Origin of the sequence: Thermoleophilum album, assembly GCF_900108055.1 — a bacterium.
GTDB lineage: Bacteria > Actinomycetota > Thermoleophilia > Solirubrobacterales > Thermoleophilaceae > Thermoleophilum > Thermoleophilum album.
This window is the reverse complement of sequence record NZ_FNWJ01000001.1, coordinates 701,795-717,940: the sequence shown is the minus strand read 5'-3', so window position 1 is coordinate 717,940 and position 16,146 is coordinate 701,795. Positions and strand designations below refer to the sequence as shown.

Sequence of the window (16,146 nt, the reverse complement as noted above, 5' to 3'; positions counted from 1 at the left end):
CGGTGCGCGAACGTCAGCTGATCGAGTTGATAGCGCGGCGCTGCGGGCCACCGCGCGATCGGCGCGTGTTGCGCGGGATCGGCGACGACGCAGCGGTCGTCGCAGCCAAACCGGTGTGCGTGATCTCAACGGACTCTTTGGTCGAGGACGTTCACTTCACGCTCAGCCACTACACACCCGCCGAGATCGGACACAAAGCCCTCGCTACCGCGCTGTCTGATCTCGCCGCGATGGGGGCCGAGGTCGGCGAGGCGTACCTCGCCTTGGCCCTGCCAGGGCGACTGCGGGAGGAGTTCTCGAGGGAGCTGATCGACGGCGTCGTTGACCTCGCCGAGAACCACGGTGTGACGATCGCCGGCGGCGACGTTGTCGATTCGTCGGCATTGGCGCTGACCGTAACGGTCGTCGGCTGGGCTGAAAATCCCGAGCGCCTTGTCTACCGCGACGGCGCTCGACAGGGCCAACGCGTTGGCGTGACAGGCACGCTCGGCGCCGCCGGTGCCGCCCTTCTGCTCGAGAGCTACGACCACGAACCGCCAATACCCCTTGCAGCCGACCAACGACGCGCACTAGAGCAGCGTCTGAAGCGTCCGCGGCCACGCCTACGCGAGGGGCTCCTACTGGCTGAGAGCGGCGCCTCGGCGATGATCGACTTGAGCGACGGGCTGGCCAGCGATGCCCGCCAGCTCGCGCAGCGCAGCGGCGTGCGCTTGCACATCGATCTCGCCGCCTTGCCTTTGGCGGCAGGGGTGAGAGAGGTTGCAGCGGCGCGGGGGCTGGCGGCGGAGGAGCTCGCGGCCACGGCCGGGGAGGACTACGAACTGCTCTTCACGGTCGACGACCGCCGGGTCGCGGAGGTCGAACAGGCGCTTGCGGCCGCCGATTGCCCAGTCACGTGGGTCGGCGCCGTCGAAGTCGGGACAGGCGTCGTTTTCTTCGACGCCTCAGGCCACTGTCGCTGCGACCTGCACGGCTTCGAGCACGGTCGCGTCGCTGCCAAGCCGGAGCGCGACTAACGGACGGGCCGTCGCAGCTCGAAGGAAGTGGCGCGCCGCAACTGACGGTGCAGCGCTAGACCACTCGCGAGGATCGAGACAGAGAGGAATGCGACGCCGAAATCGAGCGCTCCTGCGCTAGCCAGGAGCGCGTACCAAACGCTCTCGAGAACGCCTTGCTCGGTGCGCAAGGCGAGGTGGAGGAGAGCGAGAAACGGCAGCAAGAGACCGAGCCCGAGCAGCCACAACGGCGCCCGCGCCGAGGATGGCTCGGCGGTTAGCGACGACAGAACCCAGAGGTGGAGCGCGGGAAGCCACAGCACGAGCGCGTAGGGATTGAGCGCGAAGCAGAGCAAGCCGGCTGCCACCAGAGTCAGCGCAACTCCGACCCCTGCCCCGGGCACGCCGGCCCCGCGCCGCAGCGGGCGCAAAGCGACCGCCACGACGAGCGCGAGTGCTAGCGCAAACAGCAGGGACAGCCCAGCGAACGGCGACGGCGGCGCAGAGCTAGGGTCGGCGAGGGCGCGGCCCAAATCGCCGAACGCACCAAGCGCCGCCAAACTGCGCAGGACGAGAAACGCGCAGACCAGCGGCGCGGCATAGGCGAGCACCAGCGCCACTCCCGGACGCACACGCTGGCCCTGTCGGCGGGCCCGCGCGAGGGCATCGGTGGCAGCCAGCAGTGGTGGCACGAGCAAGGAACCAGCGAGCAGATAAACCACCCAGCCCGGCAGCACCCGCCCCAGCAGCGAAACGAACTTCCCCGGTCCGGAAGCCAGCGAACTCGACAAGTCCATCGCCGTCAAGGTCCGCAGCGCGGTTCGCGAGAGGATGCCGACGCGGTCAGCATCGATCCGCTCCCGATCGCTGGGCGGCGGTGCCAGCTCCCCGGACCCGGAGATGCGGATCGCGTCCACGCCGGCGGCGATCAACCGGGCCTGCGCCCCGACCCCCGTCGGCAGCGCAAGGCGGGCGACCTGGCCGGCCGTGCTCGCTTTCGGGATCGCTTCGTCGCTCTCTTCGCGCAAAGAGGCGCGGGCCGTGCGCTCGAGTGCGGCGCTGGTCCGACGATCGTCGGAGGACCACACGACGAGCGGAGTCCCGAAGCGCCGCGGCACACCGATGTCGGAGATCGCCACTGCCGCCCGCGGCAGCGCCCCTTCGCCGGCGAGCGTGTCCAACAGTCGGTCGACAGCTGCCGGCGTCGCACGCCCATCGACCGAGGCAATGATCAGCGCACGGTGTGTTGGTCGACCAGCGAGCACCTGGGCCATCGCCAGCAGCGCGGCGGTGTCCGCCGCTGATGCGCGATCGCGCCGTGACCAAGCGTCGCGCGAAGCGATCAGCATCAGCGCTTCTTCGCTGCGCCCCGGACGTCGCGCCACCACGTTGACGAGTCTTTTTCCAGCAGCTTGGAAACGATCAGTAACCACGTCGAAACCAAGCTCCGAAAGCCGTCCGGCGAGATCCGTGGCGAGCGCTTGGTCACCAGCCGTGCCCGCCCGCCGGTCAGGGAAGCGCGCGGCGATCCGCGCCGCCTCCTGCGCTACCAGGCGTCCGTCGACCAGTACGTCGGCGGCGAGACCTTGGGGGAACGGCGCCGGCAAGCGTGCGAGCGAGAACATCGCTACCACCGCGGCTACGACCGCGGGTGCCAACGCAGCCCGGTAGAGGCGTGGCTCGAGCACCGGCGCGCAACCTACAATGGCCTTCGGTGGGGGGTCCGAACGCGCGGATCCTGGTGGTCGACGATGAGCGCTCGCTCCAGGAGCTTCTCGCGTTTCCCCTAAAGCGCGACGGCTACGAGGTCGTCTCGGCCTTCGACGGCCGCGAAGCGCTGGCTCTCCTGCGCGAACGAGAGTTTGACCTCGTCGTGCTGGATCTAATGCTGCCGGGACTCGATGGCCTCGAAGTCTGCCGCCGTATTCGGGCGATCAGCGAGGTGCCGATCGTGATGCTGACCGCCCGTGGCGACGAGCGCGACAAGGTGACGGGGCTGGAGCTCGGCGCCGACGACTACATCACCAAGCCGTTCTCCTTGCGCGAGTTCCGCAGCCGCGTGCGGGCGGTGCTGCGTCGCACGCGCAAGACCCTCGACGAGCCGGCGCGGGGTGTGCTCCAGCGCGGCCCACTGGTGATCGACCTCGACCGCCGCGAGGTGACCGTGCGCGGACACCCCGTTCGCCTGACCTACGTTGAGTTCGAGCTGCTCGTGGCGTTGGCCCAGAGACCCGGGGTGGCGCTTGGGCGGTCGCAGCTTTTGTCAGCGATCTTCGGGACCTCTTCCTACCGCGACCCACGCACGATCGACGTACACGTACGTCACCTTCGCGAAAAGATCGAACGCGATCCCGCCAACCCTGAGCTGATCGAGACAGTTCGGCGCGTCGGCTATCGCTTCAGGCGACAAGCCGCCCTTAACGAAACGTGAGCACCACCACCGAGCGCTCGGGAGGTAGGCGTCGTGGGCGGCGCGGCCTGTCGGTGCGCGCCCGCGTCGTGCTCTTGATCGCCACGGTCTGTGCTGGTGCCTTCGCGATCGCCTACTTGGGGATCGTCCCCGAGCTCGCCTCGACCCTGGAGCGCAATCGCCTAGAGCAACTCGAGCGCGCGATGGCACTGACGGCCCCTCGACTGTCCGAGACGATGCGCGCGAGCGGAACGAGCGAAGCGAGTCGAACGATTCACCAACTCGCGGAGTCGTTCGAAGCGCGCGTTGCAATCTTCCGCGCCGACGCAGGCGGCACCCGTGGATCAACGCCGTCGCTAGTTGACGAATCCCTTTCCGCACCGCCCGCGCAATTCGCACGAGCAGCCAGCATCGCCCTCTCGGAGAACCGGCAGGTCGCGTTGGTGAGCGGGCGCGGGGCGCAGCGCATGGCGCTGGTCGCACGCCCGTTCGAAGACGCTTTCGGCGGGCGCTACGTCGTCGTCTATGGGCGCTCGCTTGACGATGTCGCGAGGACGATGGCGCTTGTGCGCGAACGTGGTGCTTTCGCGCTCGCGCTGGCGCTGGGGTTCGCCCTCTTGGGCGCACTCGCCGTCTCCCAAGCGTTGACGGGTCGGGTGCGGGCGGTCGAGCGAGCGGCGCGCGAGCTCGCTCGCGGCCGCCAGCCGCCGCCGGTGCCGGTCGAGCGCGATGACGAATTCGGAGCCCTGGCCAACGCCTTCAATGAGATGCAGGAGCGACTCACGCAAGCGGAACGAGCACGCCGCGAGTTCATCGTCACCGCCTCGCACGAGTTGCGCACACCGCTTTCGTCACTCGGCGGCTTCGTCGAGCTGCTACAGGACGAGGAGCTGGATCCCGAGACCCGTCGTCGGTTCTTGGCAACCATGGCTGAGCAGGTCGAGCGGCTGCAGCGACTCGCCGTCGACTTGCTCGACCTTTCGCGCATCGACTCCGGGGAGCTGCACCTCGAACCCGCCCTCACCGATCTGCGCGAGCTCGCGCACTCGGTGGCCAGCGAGTTCGAGCCCGCGATTGCCGAGCGCAACGTCCACTTGGACCTACGCGCCGGCGCTACGACCCTCGCCTGGTGCGATCCCGAGCGCACCGCTCAGGTTCTGCGCATCCTGCTCGACAACGCTATCCGTCACACACCACCAGGAACGCGGGTGCGGATCTCGGTCGGTAGAAGCCTTGGTGGCGAACGGGCTTACTTGCGAGTGATCGACAACGGCCCGGGCGTCCCGCCAGACCTCGTACGGCGCGTGTTCGAACCGTTTACCCGCGGGGACACCAGCCGAGGCGCCGGTCTCGGGCTCGCGATCGCGCGCGAGTTGGTCGAACGCATGGGCGGACGCATCCACGTCCGAAGCGGCGGCGGGGAGACCAAGTTCGAGGTCACGCTGCCGTTGGCTCCGGCGGATCGGGCGACTGCGCGCCGAGACGGATCGCGATCGCCCCTCACGGCGTCGCGGAGACCGCCGATGGGTACCTAGAGAAACGGTGGCGGAGATCGGCGAACAGGCGGCCAGGTCGAGTGCGCCAAGGCGCCGTGACGTCAAGCTCACGATCCCCCCGCGCTCGGACTATCTCTTGCTGACCCGCCTCGCGTTGGCCGCCATCTGTCGGGCAGCCGATCTCGACTTAGCGGAGGTCGCCGACCTCAAACTGGCAGTGACGGAAGCGGCCGGGGCTTTCATGGATCCGGACGACCATCCGAGCCAGACCGACGACGGAGAACCAACGCTCGCGATCAGCTATGCGCTCAGCGGCGAGGAACTACGGATCGAAATTACCGCCCGCGACGATCGCCAGCCTCGGCCACTGCCGGAGCTAGCACAGGCCTTGATCGCCGCGACCGTCGATGAGTTCGAAGTCTCCGACCGCGGGCTGACCCTCGTCAAGCACCTCCGGCGCCGCTAGTCGCAGCCGCAGGCTACGCTTGCGCGTCTCGCCCAGCCGGACGCGACCTTCGAAAGCCCCGAACACGAGGAAGCAATGCTCCAGCACGTAGCCGTTGGCCACAAGAACCTCGCCGACTACACCCACATTGTCGGTCGCCAGCTGGTCGAGGAGATTCGCTCGCTCGCCGACGGGCTCGAAGGCAAGCGTGTCCTGCACCTCTCGGCAACTGCGTTCGGTGGCGGCGTGGCCGAGATCCTCTACACCCTCGTGCCGCTGATGAGCGACGTCGGTCTGCACTGCGAGTGGCACGTGATGCTCGGCCGCGAGGAGTTCTACAACGTCACGAAACGCCTGCACAACGCACTGCAGGGAAGCCCCGACGCCCCCACCCCGGAGGAGTGGGAGATCTACGACCATTACAACCGCTTGAACGCCGAGCAGCTAGCCGACGGCTGGGACGTGGTGGTAGTTCACGATCCGCAGCCGGCGGGCGTTCGCAACTACGTGCCCGAGAAGGCCAAGCGTTGGATCTGGCAGTGCCACATCGACCTGTCGGAGCCGAACCGCTCGGCGCTCGAGCGGCTCCTCCCGCTCGTGCGCGATTACGACGCCGCGGTCTTCCACCTTGATCGCTACGTGCCCGAGGAGCTACGAGCGCGGCCCGGCCGCCCGGTACACATCTCCCCCCCGGCAATCGATCCCCTCTCGCCTAAGAACATGCGGCTCTCGCCCGAGGACGCAGCGTTTGTGTGCGAGCAGTTCGGACTAGACGTCGACCGGCCGTTGATGTGCCAGGTCTCGCGCTTCGATCCATGGAAGGACCCGATCGGCGTGATCGACGCCTACCGCCAGGTGCGCGCCGAGATGCCCGCAGTTCAGCTGGCATTGGTCGGTTCGATGGCGACCGACGATCCGGAGGGTTGGGAGTTCTACAACCGGACAGTCGCCTACGCCGACGGCGATCCCGATATCCACATCCTCAACAACCTCAACAACGTGGGCGCGATCGAGGTCAACGCCTTCCAATCGCAAGCTGACGTTCTCGTGCAAAAGTCAATCCGCGAGGGTTTCGGGCTGACCGTATCCGAAGGCCTGTGGAAGGCGCGGCCGATGGTCGCGGGCAACGTCGGCGGGATCCCGCTGCAGGTGATCGACGGCCGCACCGGCTTCTTGGTTTCGACACCTGAGGAGTGCGCTGAGCGTTCGCTGCGGATCCTCCGCGACCCCGAGCTCGGACGCCGCCTCGGCCTGGCCGGCAAGGAGCACGTACGCGCCAACTTCCTGACGCCTCGCCTGCTGCGCGACTGGTTGCGTATCTTCAAGCAGGCGTGAGCGAACGGACACCGCTGATCCTCGTCTCGAACCGCGGACCCTGCACCTTCGAGCGAGCGACGGACGGCACGCTCAGGCCGCGGCGAGGGGGTGGCGGACTGGTTACGGCCCTGACCGGACTCGTCCACCACCGCGACGCGCTGTGGATCGCATCGGCGATGTCCGAGGAGGACGCCGAGGTCGCTGAGCGCCACGGCGGTGGAGCGTTCACGGTCGAACTCGACGACGTCTCGTACCGGATCCGGCTCGTGGTGTCCGACCCGACCGCCTACGACCGCTTCTACAACGTCATCGCCAACCCGCTGTTGTGGTTCATCCAGCACTATCTCTGGGATCTCTCGAACGCCCCGGAGATCCGGCGAGCTGAGGTAGAGGCCTACGAGTACGGATATCGCGTCGTCAACGAGGACCTGGCGGCCGCGGTGCTCGACGAGGCGCGCGCGTTCGACGAAGCGGTGGTGATGCTCCACGACTACCACCTCTACGTGGCGCCCAAGGTGATCCGGCGCGAGCGGCCCGATCTTTTTCTCCACCACTTCGTGCACATCCCGTGGACGCAGCCCGATGCCTGGCGTGTGCTACCGGCCGATATCCGCGAGGACATCTACGAGGGGGTGCTCGCGAACGACATCGTCGCTTTCCATACGCGCGCCTACCGCCGCAACTTTCTCCTCTGCTGCCACGAGTTGTTCGGACTCGAGGTAGACATGGAGGCTGGCGTCGTGCGCGCGCCCGATGGCCGCGAGGTGTGGGTGCGCGCTTACCCCCTGCCGATTTCGGCTCAGACCTTCCAGCGCACCGCCCAGCGCCCGGCGGTCCACGAGTACGAGCGGGAGATCCTGCGTCGACGACGCGAGCACTTGATCTTGCGGGTCGACCGCGCCGACCTCTCAAAGAACATCCTGCGTGGCTTCACCGCGTTCGACCTGTTCCTCGAGCAGCACCCCGAGTTCCGCGAGCAGGTGACTTTCATTGCTCACTTGATCCCATCGCGCCAGGACGTGCCCGAGTACCGCGAGTACCTCGAGCGAATCGAGGCCCTGGTAGCGGTCGTTAACCACCGCCACGGAACGACCGACTGGATGCCGATCGAGCTGCGCCTGCGCGAGAACCTGGAGGAGGCAATAGCCGCCTACAAGCACTACGACCTGCTGATCGTCAACGCGATCTGGGATGGGATGAACCTGATCGCCAAGGAGGGCCCGCTGGTTAATGAGCGCAACGGTGTCTCACTGCTCTCCGAGAACACGGGCGCCCACGAGGAGCTCGCCGAGTTCGCCTTGTCGGTCAACCCCTTTGACGTCCAGGAGCAGGCCGACGCAATCCACCGTGCGCTGACGATGTCCGCCGAGGAGCGCGCCTGGCGGGCGCAGGGGCTGAAGCGGATCATCGCCGCGCGGGATCCCGGACACTGGGTCGACGACCAATTGGCCGACATCGAGGCGAAGCGCGCGGGACGCGACCCGCTCGCTGCGCGACCGCACTGATCAAGGCTGCTCGAACCCGAACTCGCGCTCGACTTGTACGCGCTCGTCGCGCCCGAGCGAGTGCCTGCCGCTCGGCCCGCTGCTGTCGGCGCGCGGCTTTTGTCGACCCGGCCGCGAAAAGACCGCCGGCGCTGGGGCCCGCTGGTCCGGGACGGACACCACGACCCGCCGCCTCCGCACCGCTACCACGCCTCGTAGCTGATCCCCAAAACGAGCGCGAGCGAGGCGTCGTCTTGCTACCTCCGAGCGCTGCCGCTGCCCTCGACGGCGCGGGGGCGCGCGTCGCGGCCGACGGGCAGGTCGGGGCCGACGCGCTTGCTCGCCGCGTCCAGCACCGTCGCGCCTACCTGCCGCTTGCGCCAACTTCGGCTCGTGGTTGCGCCGTTCGGGAGCAAGCGGCACGAGGTCCGGTAGCTGGCGATCGGGGGCTCTCGCCGGACCAGAGAGGCCGCTCGCCAGCAGGGCGACGCCAGCCAAGCAGGCGGCGACGCGCGCGAGGTTTCCCCATCGCACTTTTCTGACCGTGCGCCCTTCCACTTTCTCTTTAAAGGGCGCAGCTTGCGGCGGTCGCCCCCAGTTACACCCAACTAGCAGCCCCTGCTAAGGTCCGGCGGCGCCGATGGCAACTGACTACGAACTCGTGTTGCTGATCGATCCGGAGCTCGACGAGGAGGCCCGAGCAGGGCTCGTAGAACGTGTTCGCGAGCTCGTCACTACGCGTGGCGAGCTGCTCGCCGAACACGACTGGGGGTTGCGGAAGCTCGCCTACGAGATCAAGCACCGCCCGCAGGCGCACTATGTGCTCTTGGAGTTTCGCGCCCACGATCCCGCGAGCGTGCGCGACCTCCCGCGCGAGCTTCGGATCATCGAGGGTCTGCTCCGGCACCGTCTCGTCAAGCTCGGACATCTCTCGCCCGATGCGCCCCGACCCGATCAGGGAGCGAGGGAACGTGAGGGCGGGCGCCGCGAGCGCAGGGCAGCCCGAGCTGCCTGAGCTGCGGGCGCGAGCCGGGCGCCCGACCACGGGGGCGAGAGCAATCGTGTTCGCCCTTATTTAGGGGGAGCCCGACTCGCGGGTCGGCGGATTTCTCGCGCAACGAGCGAGGACTCGAGCGGCAAAGGGTCGGTCGCTCCTCGGTCCCGGCCGAGCGTCCGGTTAACCTCGGAAACGGGCGTCGGCAGGAGCTTCGAGAAGACGAGCAAGCAGCCAGGAGGCAGGCAGCGATGGCAGCTACCAACATCAACCGAGTCGTCATAACCGGCAATCTCACTCGCGATCCGGAACTGCGGGCAACTCCCAGCGGGACTTCCGTTTGCAAGCTCCGGATCGCCTGCAACACGAGGCGACGCGACCCGAGCACGGGAAACTGGATCGACAAGCCGAACTACTTCGACGTAACTGTCTGGGGCGCGCAGGGCGAAAACTGCGCCCAGTACCTCCAGAAGGGGCGCCCGGTGGCAATCGATGGTCGGCTTGAGTGGCGCGAATGGGTCGATCAGAACGGCAACAAGCGGCAAGCAATCGATATCATCGCTGACTCGGTCCAGTTCCTCGGCTCGCGGGATCCCGCGGAGAGTGGCGGTCGTTTCGAGTCCGAGGGGGGTATTCCCGCCGACACCTCAGACTTCGAAGAGGCGCCGGCGGGGGTAGGCGCTGGCGACGACGACATTCCTTTCTGAGCAGCGCCACCGTTTTTCACGTCCGTCCTTTCGAATCGGATAAGTCAACAGGTGGCCAAAAAGCAGCGACAGAAGCGGAGACGTGACAAGCGCAGTGGAGCGGCCCCGACGAGGCGCAAGCCCTGCCCGTTCTGCCGCGAGAAGATCGACGTCGTCGACTACCGCAACGCCGAGGCGCTACGCCGTTTCTTGAGCGACAAGGGCAAGATTCGCTCGTCCCGCGTGACTGGCTGCTGCCGCCGCCATCAGGCTCAGCTGGCCCGCGCGATCAAACGTGCGCGCGAGCTGGCGCTCTTGCCGTACGTCATCGAGAAGTAGCAGCGAGATCGTGGCGAAGGCGATCCTGATCAAGGACGTCGAAGGCTTGGGCGACCGCGGCGACGTGGTCGACGTCGCGCCGGGTTACCTACGGAACTTCCTGGTACCCAGAAAGCTCGCCACGGTCGCCACACCGGCGTTGATCGCCGAGGCGCAACGACGCCGCGAAGCAGAGGAGCGGGCGCGCCGCGAAGCTGTTGAGCGAGCCGAGGAAACCGCTGCGCTTTTGCGTCGCACGGTGCTCACAATCCCTCACGAGGCGGGTGATGACGGTCGCCTTTTCGGGTCGGTGACGGCAAAGGAGATCGTCGATGCGATTCGAGAAGCGCGGGGCATCAAGATCGACCGGCGCAAGGTGCGCCTCGAGGAACCGATTCGCACCACCGGCACCCACCTGGTGACGGTCGAGGTCGCCGAAGGCGTCACCGCGCAGGTCAAGACGATCGTTACCCCGGCGACCTAGCGGCGGCCCGCGATGGGCGCCGCAAGCGCGAGCCCCGATCCAGCCCCGTTGGCTCCCCCTCACAACGTCGAGGCCGAGGCCTCGTTGCTGGGCGCCATCCTGCTTAGCGATCAAGCTCTGGACGCCGTGCTCCTCGACGTCGGGTTGCGCCCCGACGACTTCTACCGCCCGCGCCACCGGCTGATCTTCGAGTCGATGATCCGGCTCAAGGAGCGGCCGGAGCCGGAGGCCGTCAATACCGTCACCGTCTGCGACGACTTGCGCCGGAACGGCGATCTTGAGCGTGTCGGTGGCGAGGAGTACGTGCACTCATTACCTGCCGTCGTACCGTCGCTCGGTGCGTACCTGGATTACGCGCGCATCGTCAAGCAGCATGCCCAGCTCCGGCGCTTGCTCGAAACCGCTCAGGAAATCCAGCGCCGCGTGCTCGAAGAGCCGGGCAACCCCCGCGAACTGATCTCTTGGGCCGAGAGCCTGTTGTTCAGGATCGGGCACGACGAAGGTCGCGGCGAGATGCGTTCGCTCGAGGACGTCCTCCACGAGGAGGTCGACAAACTCGAAGAGCTTTCGCGCAAGGGCGTTCATCTCACCGGTGTGCCCTCCGGGTTCAGCGATCTCGACGAGCTCACCGGCGGCTTCCAACCGGGGAACCTGATCGTCCTCGCCGCGCGTCCGTCAATGGGTAAGTCGGCGTTGGCAACGAACATCGCCGAGAACGCGGCGGTCGACGCCAAGGTGCCGGTCGCCTTGTTCTCGCTCGAGATGTCGGAGACGGAGCTCGCGCACCGCTTCATTGCCTCTCGGGCACGCCTCTCGAGCGATGAGCTGCGCAAGGGCCGTGTCAAGGAGGATCGCTGGCCGAAGGTCCTGCGAGCCGTCGAGCAGCTCGCGCAAGCACCGTTGTTCATCGATGACTCGAGCGACATCAGCGTGCTTGAGATCCGCGCCAAGGCACGGCGGTTGAAGGCCCGGCACGGGCTGGGACTGGTGATCGTCGACTACCTGCAGCTCGTTCGGCCGGACTCGACGGCCGACAGCCGCGTCGAGCAGGTCGGGCGAATCAGTCGCGGGCTCAAGATCCTCGCGCGCGAGCTCGAGGTGCCGGTTATCGCCGTCTCGCAGCTGTCGCGGGCCGTCGAATCGCGGAACCCGCCGATCCCAATGCTCTCGGACCTGCGTGAATCAGGACAGGTCGAGCAAGACGCCGACCTGGTGCTTTTTATCTACCGCGACGAGTACTACAACCCCGATTCGGAACGCCCCGGCGAGGCCGACCTGATCGTCGCCAAGCACCGCAACGGACCAATCGGGGAGGTAACCCTCACGTTCCTGCCGAAGTACCCGCGCTTCGCGAACATCTACCGCGAGCGCGAGGTCCCGGCCGCTGACGCGCTCTCACCGGCACAGGGTTCGTGAGTCGATGCGTGGTGCCGGGCACTTAAAGCCTGTCGACAAGCCGGAGCGCGACTGCCCACTTGGACGGTGCGACGGCAGCGGATGGCTGCTAGCCGAGGACGGGCGCTCGGCGACGCCGTGCGGGTGCCGCGAGCGTCGAATCGCTCGCAGCGCCGGCCGCTTCCTAGGCACGACGATCCCGCGACGCTTCCGCGGCTTGTCGTTCGAGCGCCGGCCGATCAGCGACTTGGACCCGACGATCGTCGACCACGTGCGCGAGTTCTGCGAACGGATCGACGAGAATCTCGATGCCGGTCGCGGTCTCTGGTTCCACGGTGACGTCGGCACCGGCAAAACCTCGCTGGCGATGCTGGTAGCGATGCACGCCGAGCGCGCCGATCGCTCGGTCGCGATCTACTCCGTGCCGCAGCTACTGGCGCGCATCAGGCAGACCTTCGAGGGCGCGGGCACTTCCTACCTGGAGCTCTTCCGCAGGCTGTGCGAAGTCGATCTGTTAGTGCTCGACGATCTCGGCGCGGAACGGCAGACGGAGTGGGTGCTAGAGCAGCTGTACTCGCTTGTCAACGAGCGCTGGCAGGACCGCCGCTCAATCGTCGTGACGACCAACTCGCCGGACCGTCCGCCGAGCGCACCGCTTGAAGAGCTACGCGCTCAGGCGGCGCGACTGCGAGCAGCGCTGGACGACCCGATGATGCCGGAGCGCGCCTTCGAGGTACTTGAGCGCTTGGAACGCATCTGCGATCGCCTCGAGGCGCTCGATGCCGGCGAGGACATGCTGGCGCGCCTGCGCGCGCAGATCGGGAGACGAACGATCTCCCGGTTAGTCGAGATCTGCGGCGATCCGCTGCCGATGCACGGGCCAGACCGCCGCATCCGTTTCGAGGTTCCCGGTGACGAACCGCCCGAGCAGGCGGCGGCGCAGCACGCTTCCGAAGAGCACGCGGCAGGCCACCCACGGCCCGTGTGATCAACGAGCCCTAGACTGGCAGCGCGATGCCGAGCCTCGTGATAGTCGGCGCCCAATGGGGCGACGAGGGAAAGGGGAAGGTCACCGATCTGCTCGCCGAACGGGCGGACATGGTCGTGCGCTTCCAGGGCGGCAACAACGCCGGGCACACGATCGTTCGTGACGGCGAGGTCTTCAAGTTCCACCTGATCCCCTCGGGGATTCTCTACCCGGGCACGCTCTGCCTGATTGGGAACGGCGTTGTGATCGACCCGCGCGTGCTGATCGACGAGCTCGATGGGCTACGCCGACGCGGTGTCGACATCACCGGCCTGCGCATCTCGGCCAACGCCCACCTGATCATGCCCTACCACCGGCTGCTCGACCAGGCAGGCGAAGCACGGCTCGGCAAGTATCAAATCGGCACCACCCGTCGCGGCATCGGACCCTGCTACGCGGACAAGGCGGCGAGGCTCGGGATACGCGTACAAGACCTGCTCGACGAGAAGATCCTCAAGCAGAAGATCGTCGCCGCAATGGAGCCGAAGCGGCTGATGCTGCGTCCTTACGCCAAGGATCCGCAGCTCGATCTGCACACGATGGTCGAGGAGTACCGAGCCTTCGGGCATCGCCTCGAGCCGTACATCGCCGACACCCCGCCGCTCATCTGGCGGGCGCTCGACGACGGTAAGCAAGTGATCTTCGAAGGCGCTCAGGGAACGATGCTCGACATCGACCACGGCACCTACCCGTTCGTGACCTCGTCCAACCCGGTCGCCGGTGCGGCCTGTGTGGGGGCCGGCGTTGGCCCGCGCGCGATCGACGAGGTCTGGGGCGTCGCCAAGGCCTACTGCACGCGCGTTGGAGCAGGTCCCTTCCCAACAGAGATCGACGATGACCTTGGCGAGCGTCTACGGGAAAGCGGTGGCGAGTTCGGTACCACCACCGGGCGACCCCGACGCACCGGCTGGCTGGACCTCGTGGCGCTGCGCTTCGCTGCGCGCATCAACGGCCTGACCGGCCTCGTCTTGACGAAGCTCGACGTACTCACCGGCATCGACCCGCTTTACGTGGCGACGGCCTATCGCGGCCCCGACGGGGCTCGCTTCGACTCCTTCCCCTACCACCAGTCCGTGCTGCACAAGTCGCGGGGGGAACTGGTCGCCATGCAGGGGTGGCACGAGGACATCAGCTCCGCTCGCTCGATCGAGGAACTGCCGCCAGCTGCGCGCGCCTACATCGACTTCGTCGAGGAGCACATTGGGGTACCGGTGGTGATGGTCGGCGTCGGACCGGGTCGCGAACAGATGATCTGGACACGCGCAGCCGAACGGTCGAGCGCCGCCGTCGCCTAGCGACGCAGGCTTCAGCCCTCGTTGGCCGCCAGCGGCCGCGCGGGCACACCCACCACCACAACACCGGCAGGTACGTCTCGCGTGACCACCGCACCGGCACCGACGAACGCATCCTCGCCGATCTCGACACCCGGCATGATCACGGCGCCCGCTCCAATCCGGGCGCGTCTTCTGACCACCGGGCCACGCAGCGGTTCCCCCGCTGGGCGGCGGCCGGCGGTGCGGTCGTTGGCGAATGTGACAGCTGGGCCGAGGAAGACGTCGTCCTCGACGACCGCGGTGGCGGCGATGTAGCAGTTGCTTTGGATGCGCACGCCCCTGCCGACCACCACGTCACAGTCGATCGCGGTGCCTCTGCCGACCACCGTCTCGTCGCCGATCCGCGCGCGCTCGCGCACGTGCGCCTGATCGGCGATCAGGCAGCGACTGCCGATCGTCGCTCCCTCGACCACCACCGCGCCCGCCCCGATCGTCGTGCCCTCGCCCACCACGGTGCAATCAGGCAGAGGTGCACGGTTGCGCGAACTAACACCAAGCGCGACCGGTTTGCCGACGACCGCCCCGGCCTGCAATCGCACGCCCGCAGCGAGACGCACACCGGCGTGCACGACGACGAACGCGCCGATCGCGCAATCCGGTCCGATCTCCGCACCGTCGGCTATGAACGCGGGCGCGCCCGCGACCTCGCCGCCTGCCCGAGCCGGCTGATCGTCGGGGCAGTCGGGCCGGTTAGCGGGCATCACCGGTCTCGCGTGCGGCGGGCGTGAGTGCGGTCGCCGCGAGTACCGCCTCGCGCCGCGTTCGCTCCAGCTCTCGTTGCAGACGTTCGAGTACGCGCACCACCCGCAGACCGGAGTGCTCGTCGGTCCGCGGGCGCCGGCCTTCGGCGATGCATTCGACGAAGTGGCGACACTCCACACGCAGCGGCTCCTCGTTGGAGATGCGGGGGCTCCAGATGTCGCCGCTGCGCGCGATGTACTCGCCGTAACTCGCGAAGTCCTGATCGAAACCCTTGTCGTAGACCGTGACCTTGCGCTCGAGCTCCATGTCGTCGAAGGTCGCCATCCGTTGCGAGCCGACCACCGTCAAGCGGCGTTGCTTGTGCGGGTCGAGCCACGACAGATGTAGATGCGCGGCAACCCCCGAGGGGAAGCGCAGGTAGCAGAAGACGACGTCCTCGACCCCCTTGCGTACGTAGCTCTCGCCGACCGCGCGGCACTCGATGGGCTCCTCACCGACCAAGGCCAAGGCCACCGACACGTCGTGCGGACCGAGCGACCACAGGACGTTCTCGTCGGCACGTAGCTTCCCAAGGTTGGTTCGCTGACCGTAGACGTAGCGCAACTCGCCCAGATGGCCGGCGGCGATCAACTCGCGCAGCTTCACCACTCCCGGGTGGTACTCGAGCAAGTGCCCGACCATCACGATCCTCTCCATCCGCGCAGCCGCGGCCACGACTTGCTCGCAAGACGCCAGGTCGTGAGCGAGTGGCTTCTCCACGAAGCAGTGTTTGCCGGCGGCCAACGCGCTCAGCGCGAGGTCGGCGTGGGTCGGTACGGGGGTGGCGATCGCCAGCGCGTCGAGCCTCTCGTCCTCGTACAGATCCTCGATGCGGGTCGTCGTACGCGCTTCCGGAAAGTGGCGCTGCCAGCGCTCCAGTCGCGCGGCGTCACGGTCGCACAGCCAGCGCAACTCGCAGCCCGGAATGGTCGCGAAGTTGCGCGCCAAACCGGGCCCCCAGTTGCCGAGTCCGACTACCCCGACGGTGACGGTTCTGCCGCCGTCGGCCTTGCGCACGCC

Annotated in this window: 16 protein-coding genes; 13 read left to right on the top strand and 3 right to left on the bottom strand. The window is 67.5% G+C overall.

The window, feature by feature from the left end:
• The first annotated feature begins 2 nt into the window (after nt 1-2).
• Complete coding sequence (gene thiL, locus BLW41_RS03545) at nt 3-1,016, top strand: thiamine-phosphate kinase (protein WP_093116266.1); 1,014 nt, start codon at nt 3-5, stop codon at nt 1,014-1,016.
• Here thiL and BLW41_RS03540 read toward each other — a convergent pair.
• The gene (locus tag BLW41_RS03540) at nt 1,013-2,683 is read right to left on the bottom strand and encodes a zinc-binding metallopeptidase family protein (protein ID WP_093116264.1); all 1,671 of its coding nucleotides are present in this window, start codon (nt 2,681-2,683) and stop codon (nt 1,013-1,015) included. The two genes, thiL and BLW41_RS03540, sit on opposite strands and share 4 nt — an antisense overlap.
• Before the next feature lie 26 nt (nt 2,684-2,709).
• On the opposite strand from BLW41_RS03540, the gene BLW41_RS03535 reads away from it, so the two are divergent.
• From BLW41_RS03535 to BLW41_RS03475, 12 genes are all read left to right on the top strand, one after another.
• The gene (locus tag BLW41_RS03535; protein WP_093116262.1) at nt 2,710-3,426 is read left to right on the top strand and encodes a response regulator transcription factor; all 717 of its coding nucleotides are present in this window, start codon (nt 2,710-2,712) and stop codon (nt 3,424-3,426) included.
• Complete coding sequence (locus BLW41_RS03530; protein WP_093116260.1) at nt 3,423-4,940, top strand: sensor histidine kinase; 1,518 nt, start codon at nt 3,423-3,425, stop codon at nt 4,938-4,940. Before BLW41_RS03535 ends, BLW41_RS03530 begins: the two co-directional genes overlap by 4 nt.
• A 7-nt stretch (nt 4,941-4,947) precedes the next feature.
• Nucleotides 4,948-5,367, top strand: coding sequence for an ATP-binding protein (locus BLW41_RS03525; RefSeq protein ID WP_093116258.1), 420 nt, complete (start codon nt 4,948-4,950; stop codon nt 5,365-5,367).
• Between the two features lie 75 nt (nt 5,368-5,442).
• The gene (locus BLW41_RS03520) at nt 5,443-6,681 is read left to right on the top strand and encodes a glycosyltransferase (protein WP_093116256.1); all 1,239 of its coding nucleotides are present in this window, start codon (nt 5,443-5,445) and stop codon (nt 6,679-6,681) included.
• Nucleotides 6,678-8,168 carry an alpha,alpha-trehalose-phosphate synthase (UDP-forming) gene (locus BLW41_RS03515; RefSeq protein WP_093116254.1) on the top strand — a complete coding sequence of 497 codons (1,491 nt, stop codon included), beginning with the start codon at nt 6,678-6,680 and terminating at the stop codon, nt 8,166-8,168. Before BLW41_RS03520 ends, BLW41_RS03515 begins: the two co-directional genes overlap by 4 nt.
• Before the next feature lie 619 nt (nt 8,169-8,787).
• Nucleotides 8,788-9,162, top strand: a complete 375-nt coding sequence (rpsF, locus tag BLW41_RS03505; RefSeq protein ID WP_093116251.1) for a 30S ribosomal protein S6 — start codon at nt 8,788-8,790, stop codon at nt 9,160-9,162.
• 230 nt (nt 9,163-9,392) lie between these two features.
• Nucleotides 9,393-9,848, top strand: coding sequence for a single-stranded DNA-binding protein (locus BLW41_RS03500; protein WP_093116249.1), 456 nt, complete (start codon nt 9,393-9,395; stop codon nt 9,846-9,848).
• Nucleotides 9,849-9,899: 51 nt separating this feature from the next.
• The gene (rpsR, locus tag BLW41_RS03495; RefSeq protein WP_093116247.1) at nt 9,900-10,166 is read left to right on the top strand and encodes a 30S ribosomal protein S18; all 267 of its coding nucleotides are present in this window, start codon (nt 9,900-9,902) and stop codon (nt 10,164-10,166) included.
• A 10-nt stretch (nt 10,167-10,176) separates the two neighbouring features.
• Nucleotides 10,177-10,629, top strand: a complete 453-nt coding sequence (gene rplI / locus BLW41_RS03490) for a 50S ribosomal protein L9 (RefSeq protein WP_093116245.1) — start codon at nt 10,177-10,179, stop codon at nt 10,627-10,629.
• 12 nt (nt 10,630-10,641) lie between these two features.
• Nucleotides 10,642-12,045, top strand: coding sequence for a replicative DNA helicase (gene dnaB, locus BLW41_RS03485; RefSeq protein ID WP_093116243.1), 1,404 nt, complete (start codon nt 10,642-10,644; stop codon nt 12,043-12,045).
• A gap of 196 nt (nt 12,046-12,241) precedes the next feature.
• A complete protein-coding gene (locus BLW41_RS03480) occupies nt 12,242-13,012 on the top strand; it encodes an ATP-binding protein (protein WP_177169297.1) in 771 nt (256 codons plus the stop codon).
• A gap of 26 nt (nt 13,013-13,038) precedes the next feature.
• Nucleotides 13,039-14,346 (top strand): adenylosuccinate synthase, encoded by a 1,308-nt coding sequence (locus BLW41_RS03475; RefSeq protein WP_093116239.1) that lies wholly within the window; start codon nt 13,039-13,041, stop codon nt 14,344-14,346.
• 11 nt (nt 14,347-14,357) lie between these two features.
• Here the strand turns inward: BLW41_RS03475 and BLW41_RS03470 are convergent, their stop codons facing one another.
• Both BLW41_RS03470 and BLW41_RS03465 read right to left on the bottom strand, forming a co-directional pair.
• On the bottom strand, nt 14,358-15,086 hold the full coding sequence (locus tag BLW41_RS03470; protein ID WP_093117308.1) for an N-acetyltransferase: 729 nt from the start codon (nt 15,084-15,086) through the stop codon (nt 14,358-14,360).
• Complete coding sequence (locus tag BLW41_RS03465; RefSeq protein WP_177169296.1) at nt 15,076-16,143, bottom strand: Gfo/Idh/MocA family protein; 1,068 nt, start codon at nt 16,141-16,143, stop codon at nt 15,076-15,078. The genes BLW41_RS03470 and BLW41_RS03465 overlap by 11 nt, the downstream gene beginning before the upstream one ends.
• Between the last annotated feature and the right edge of the window lie 3 nt (nt 16,144-16,146).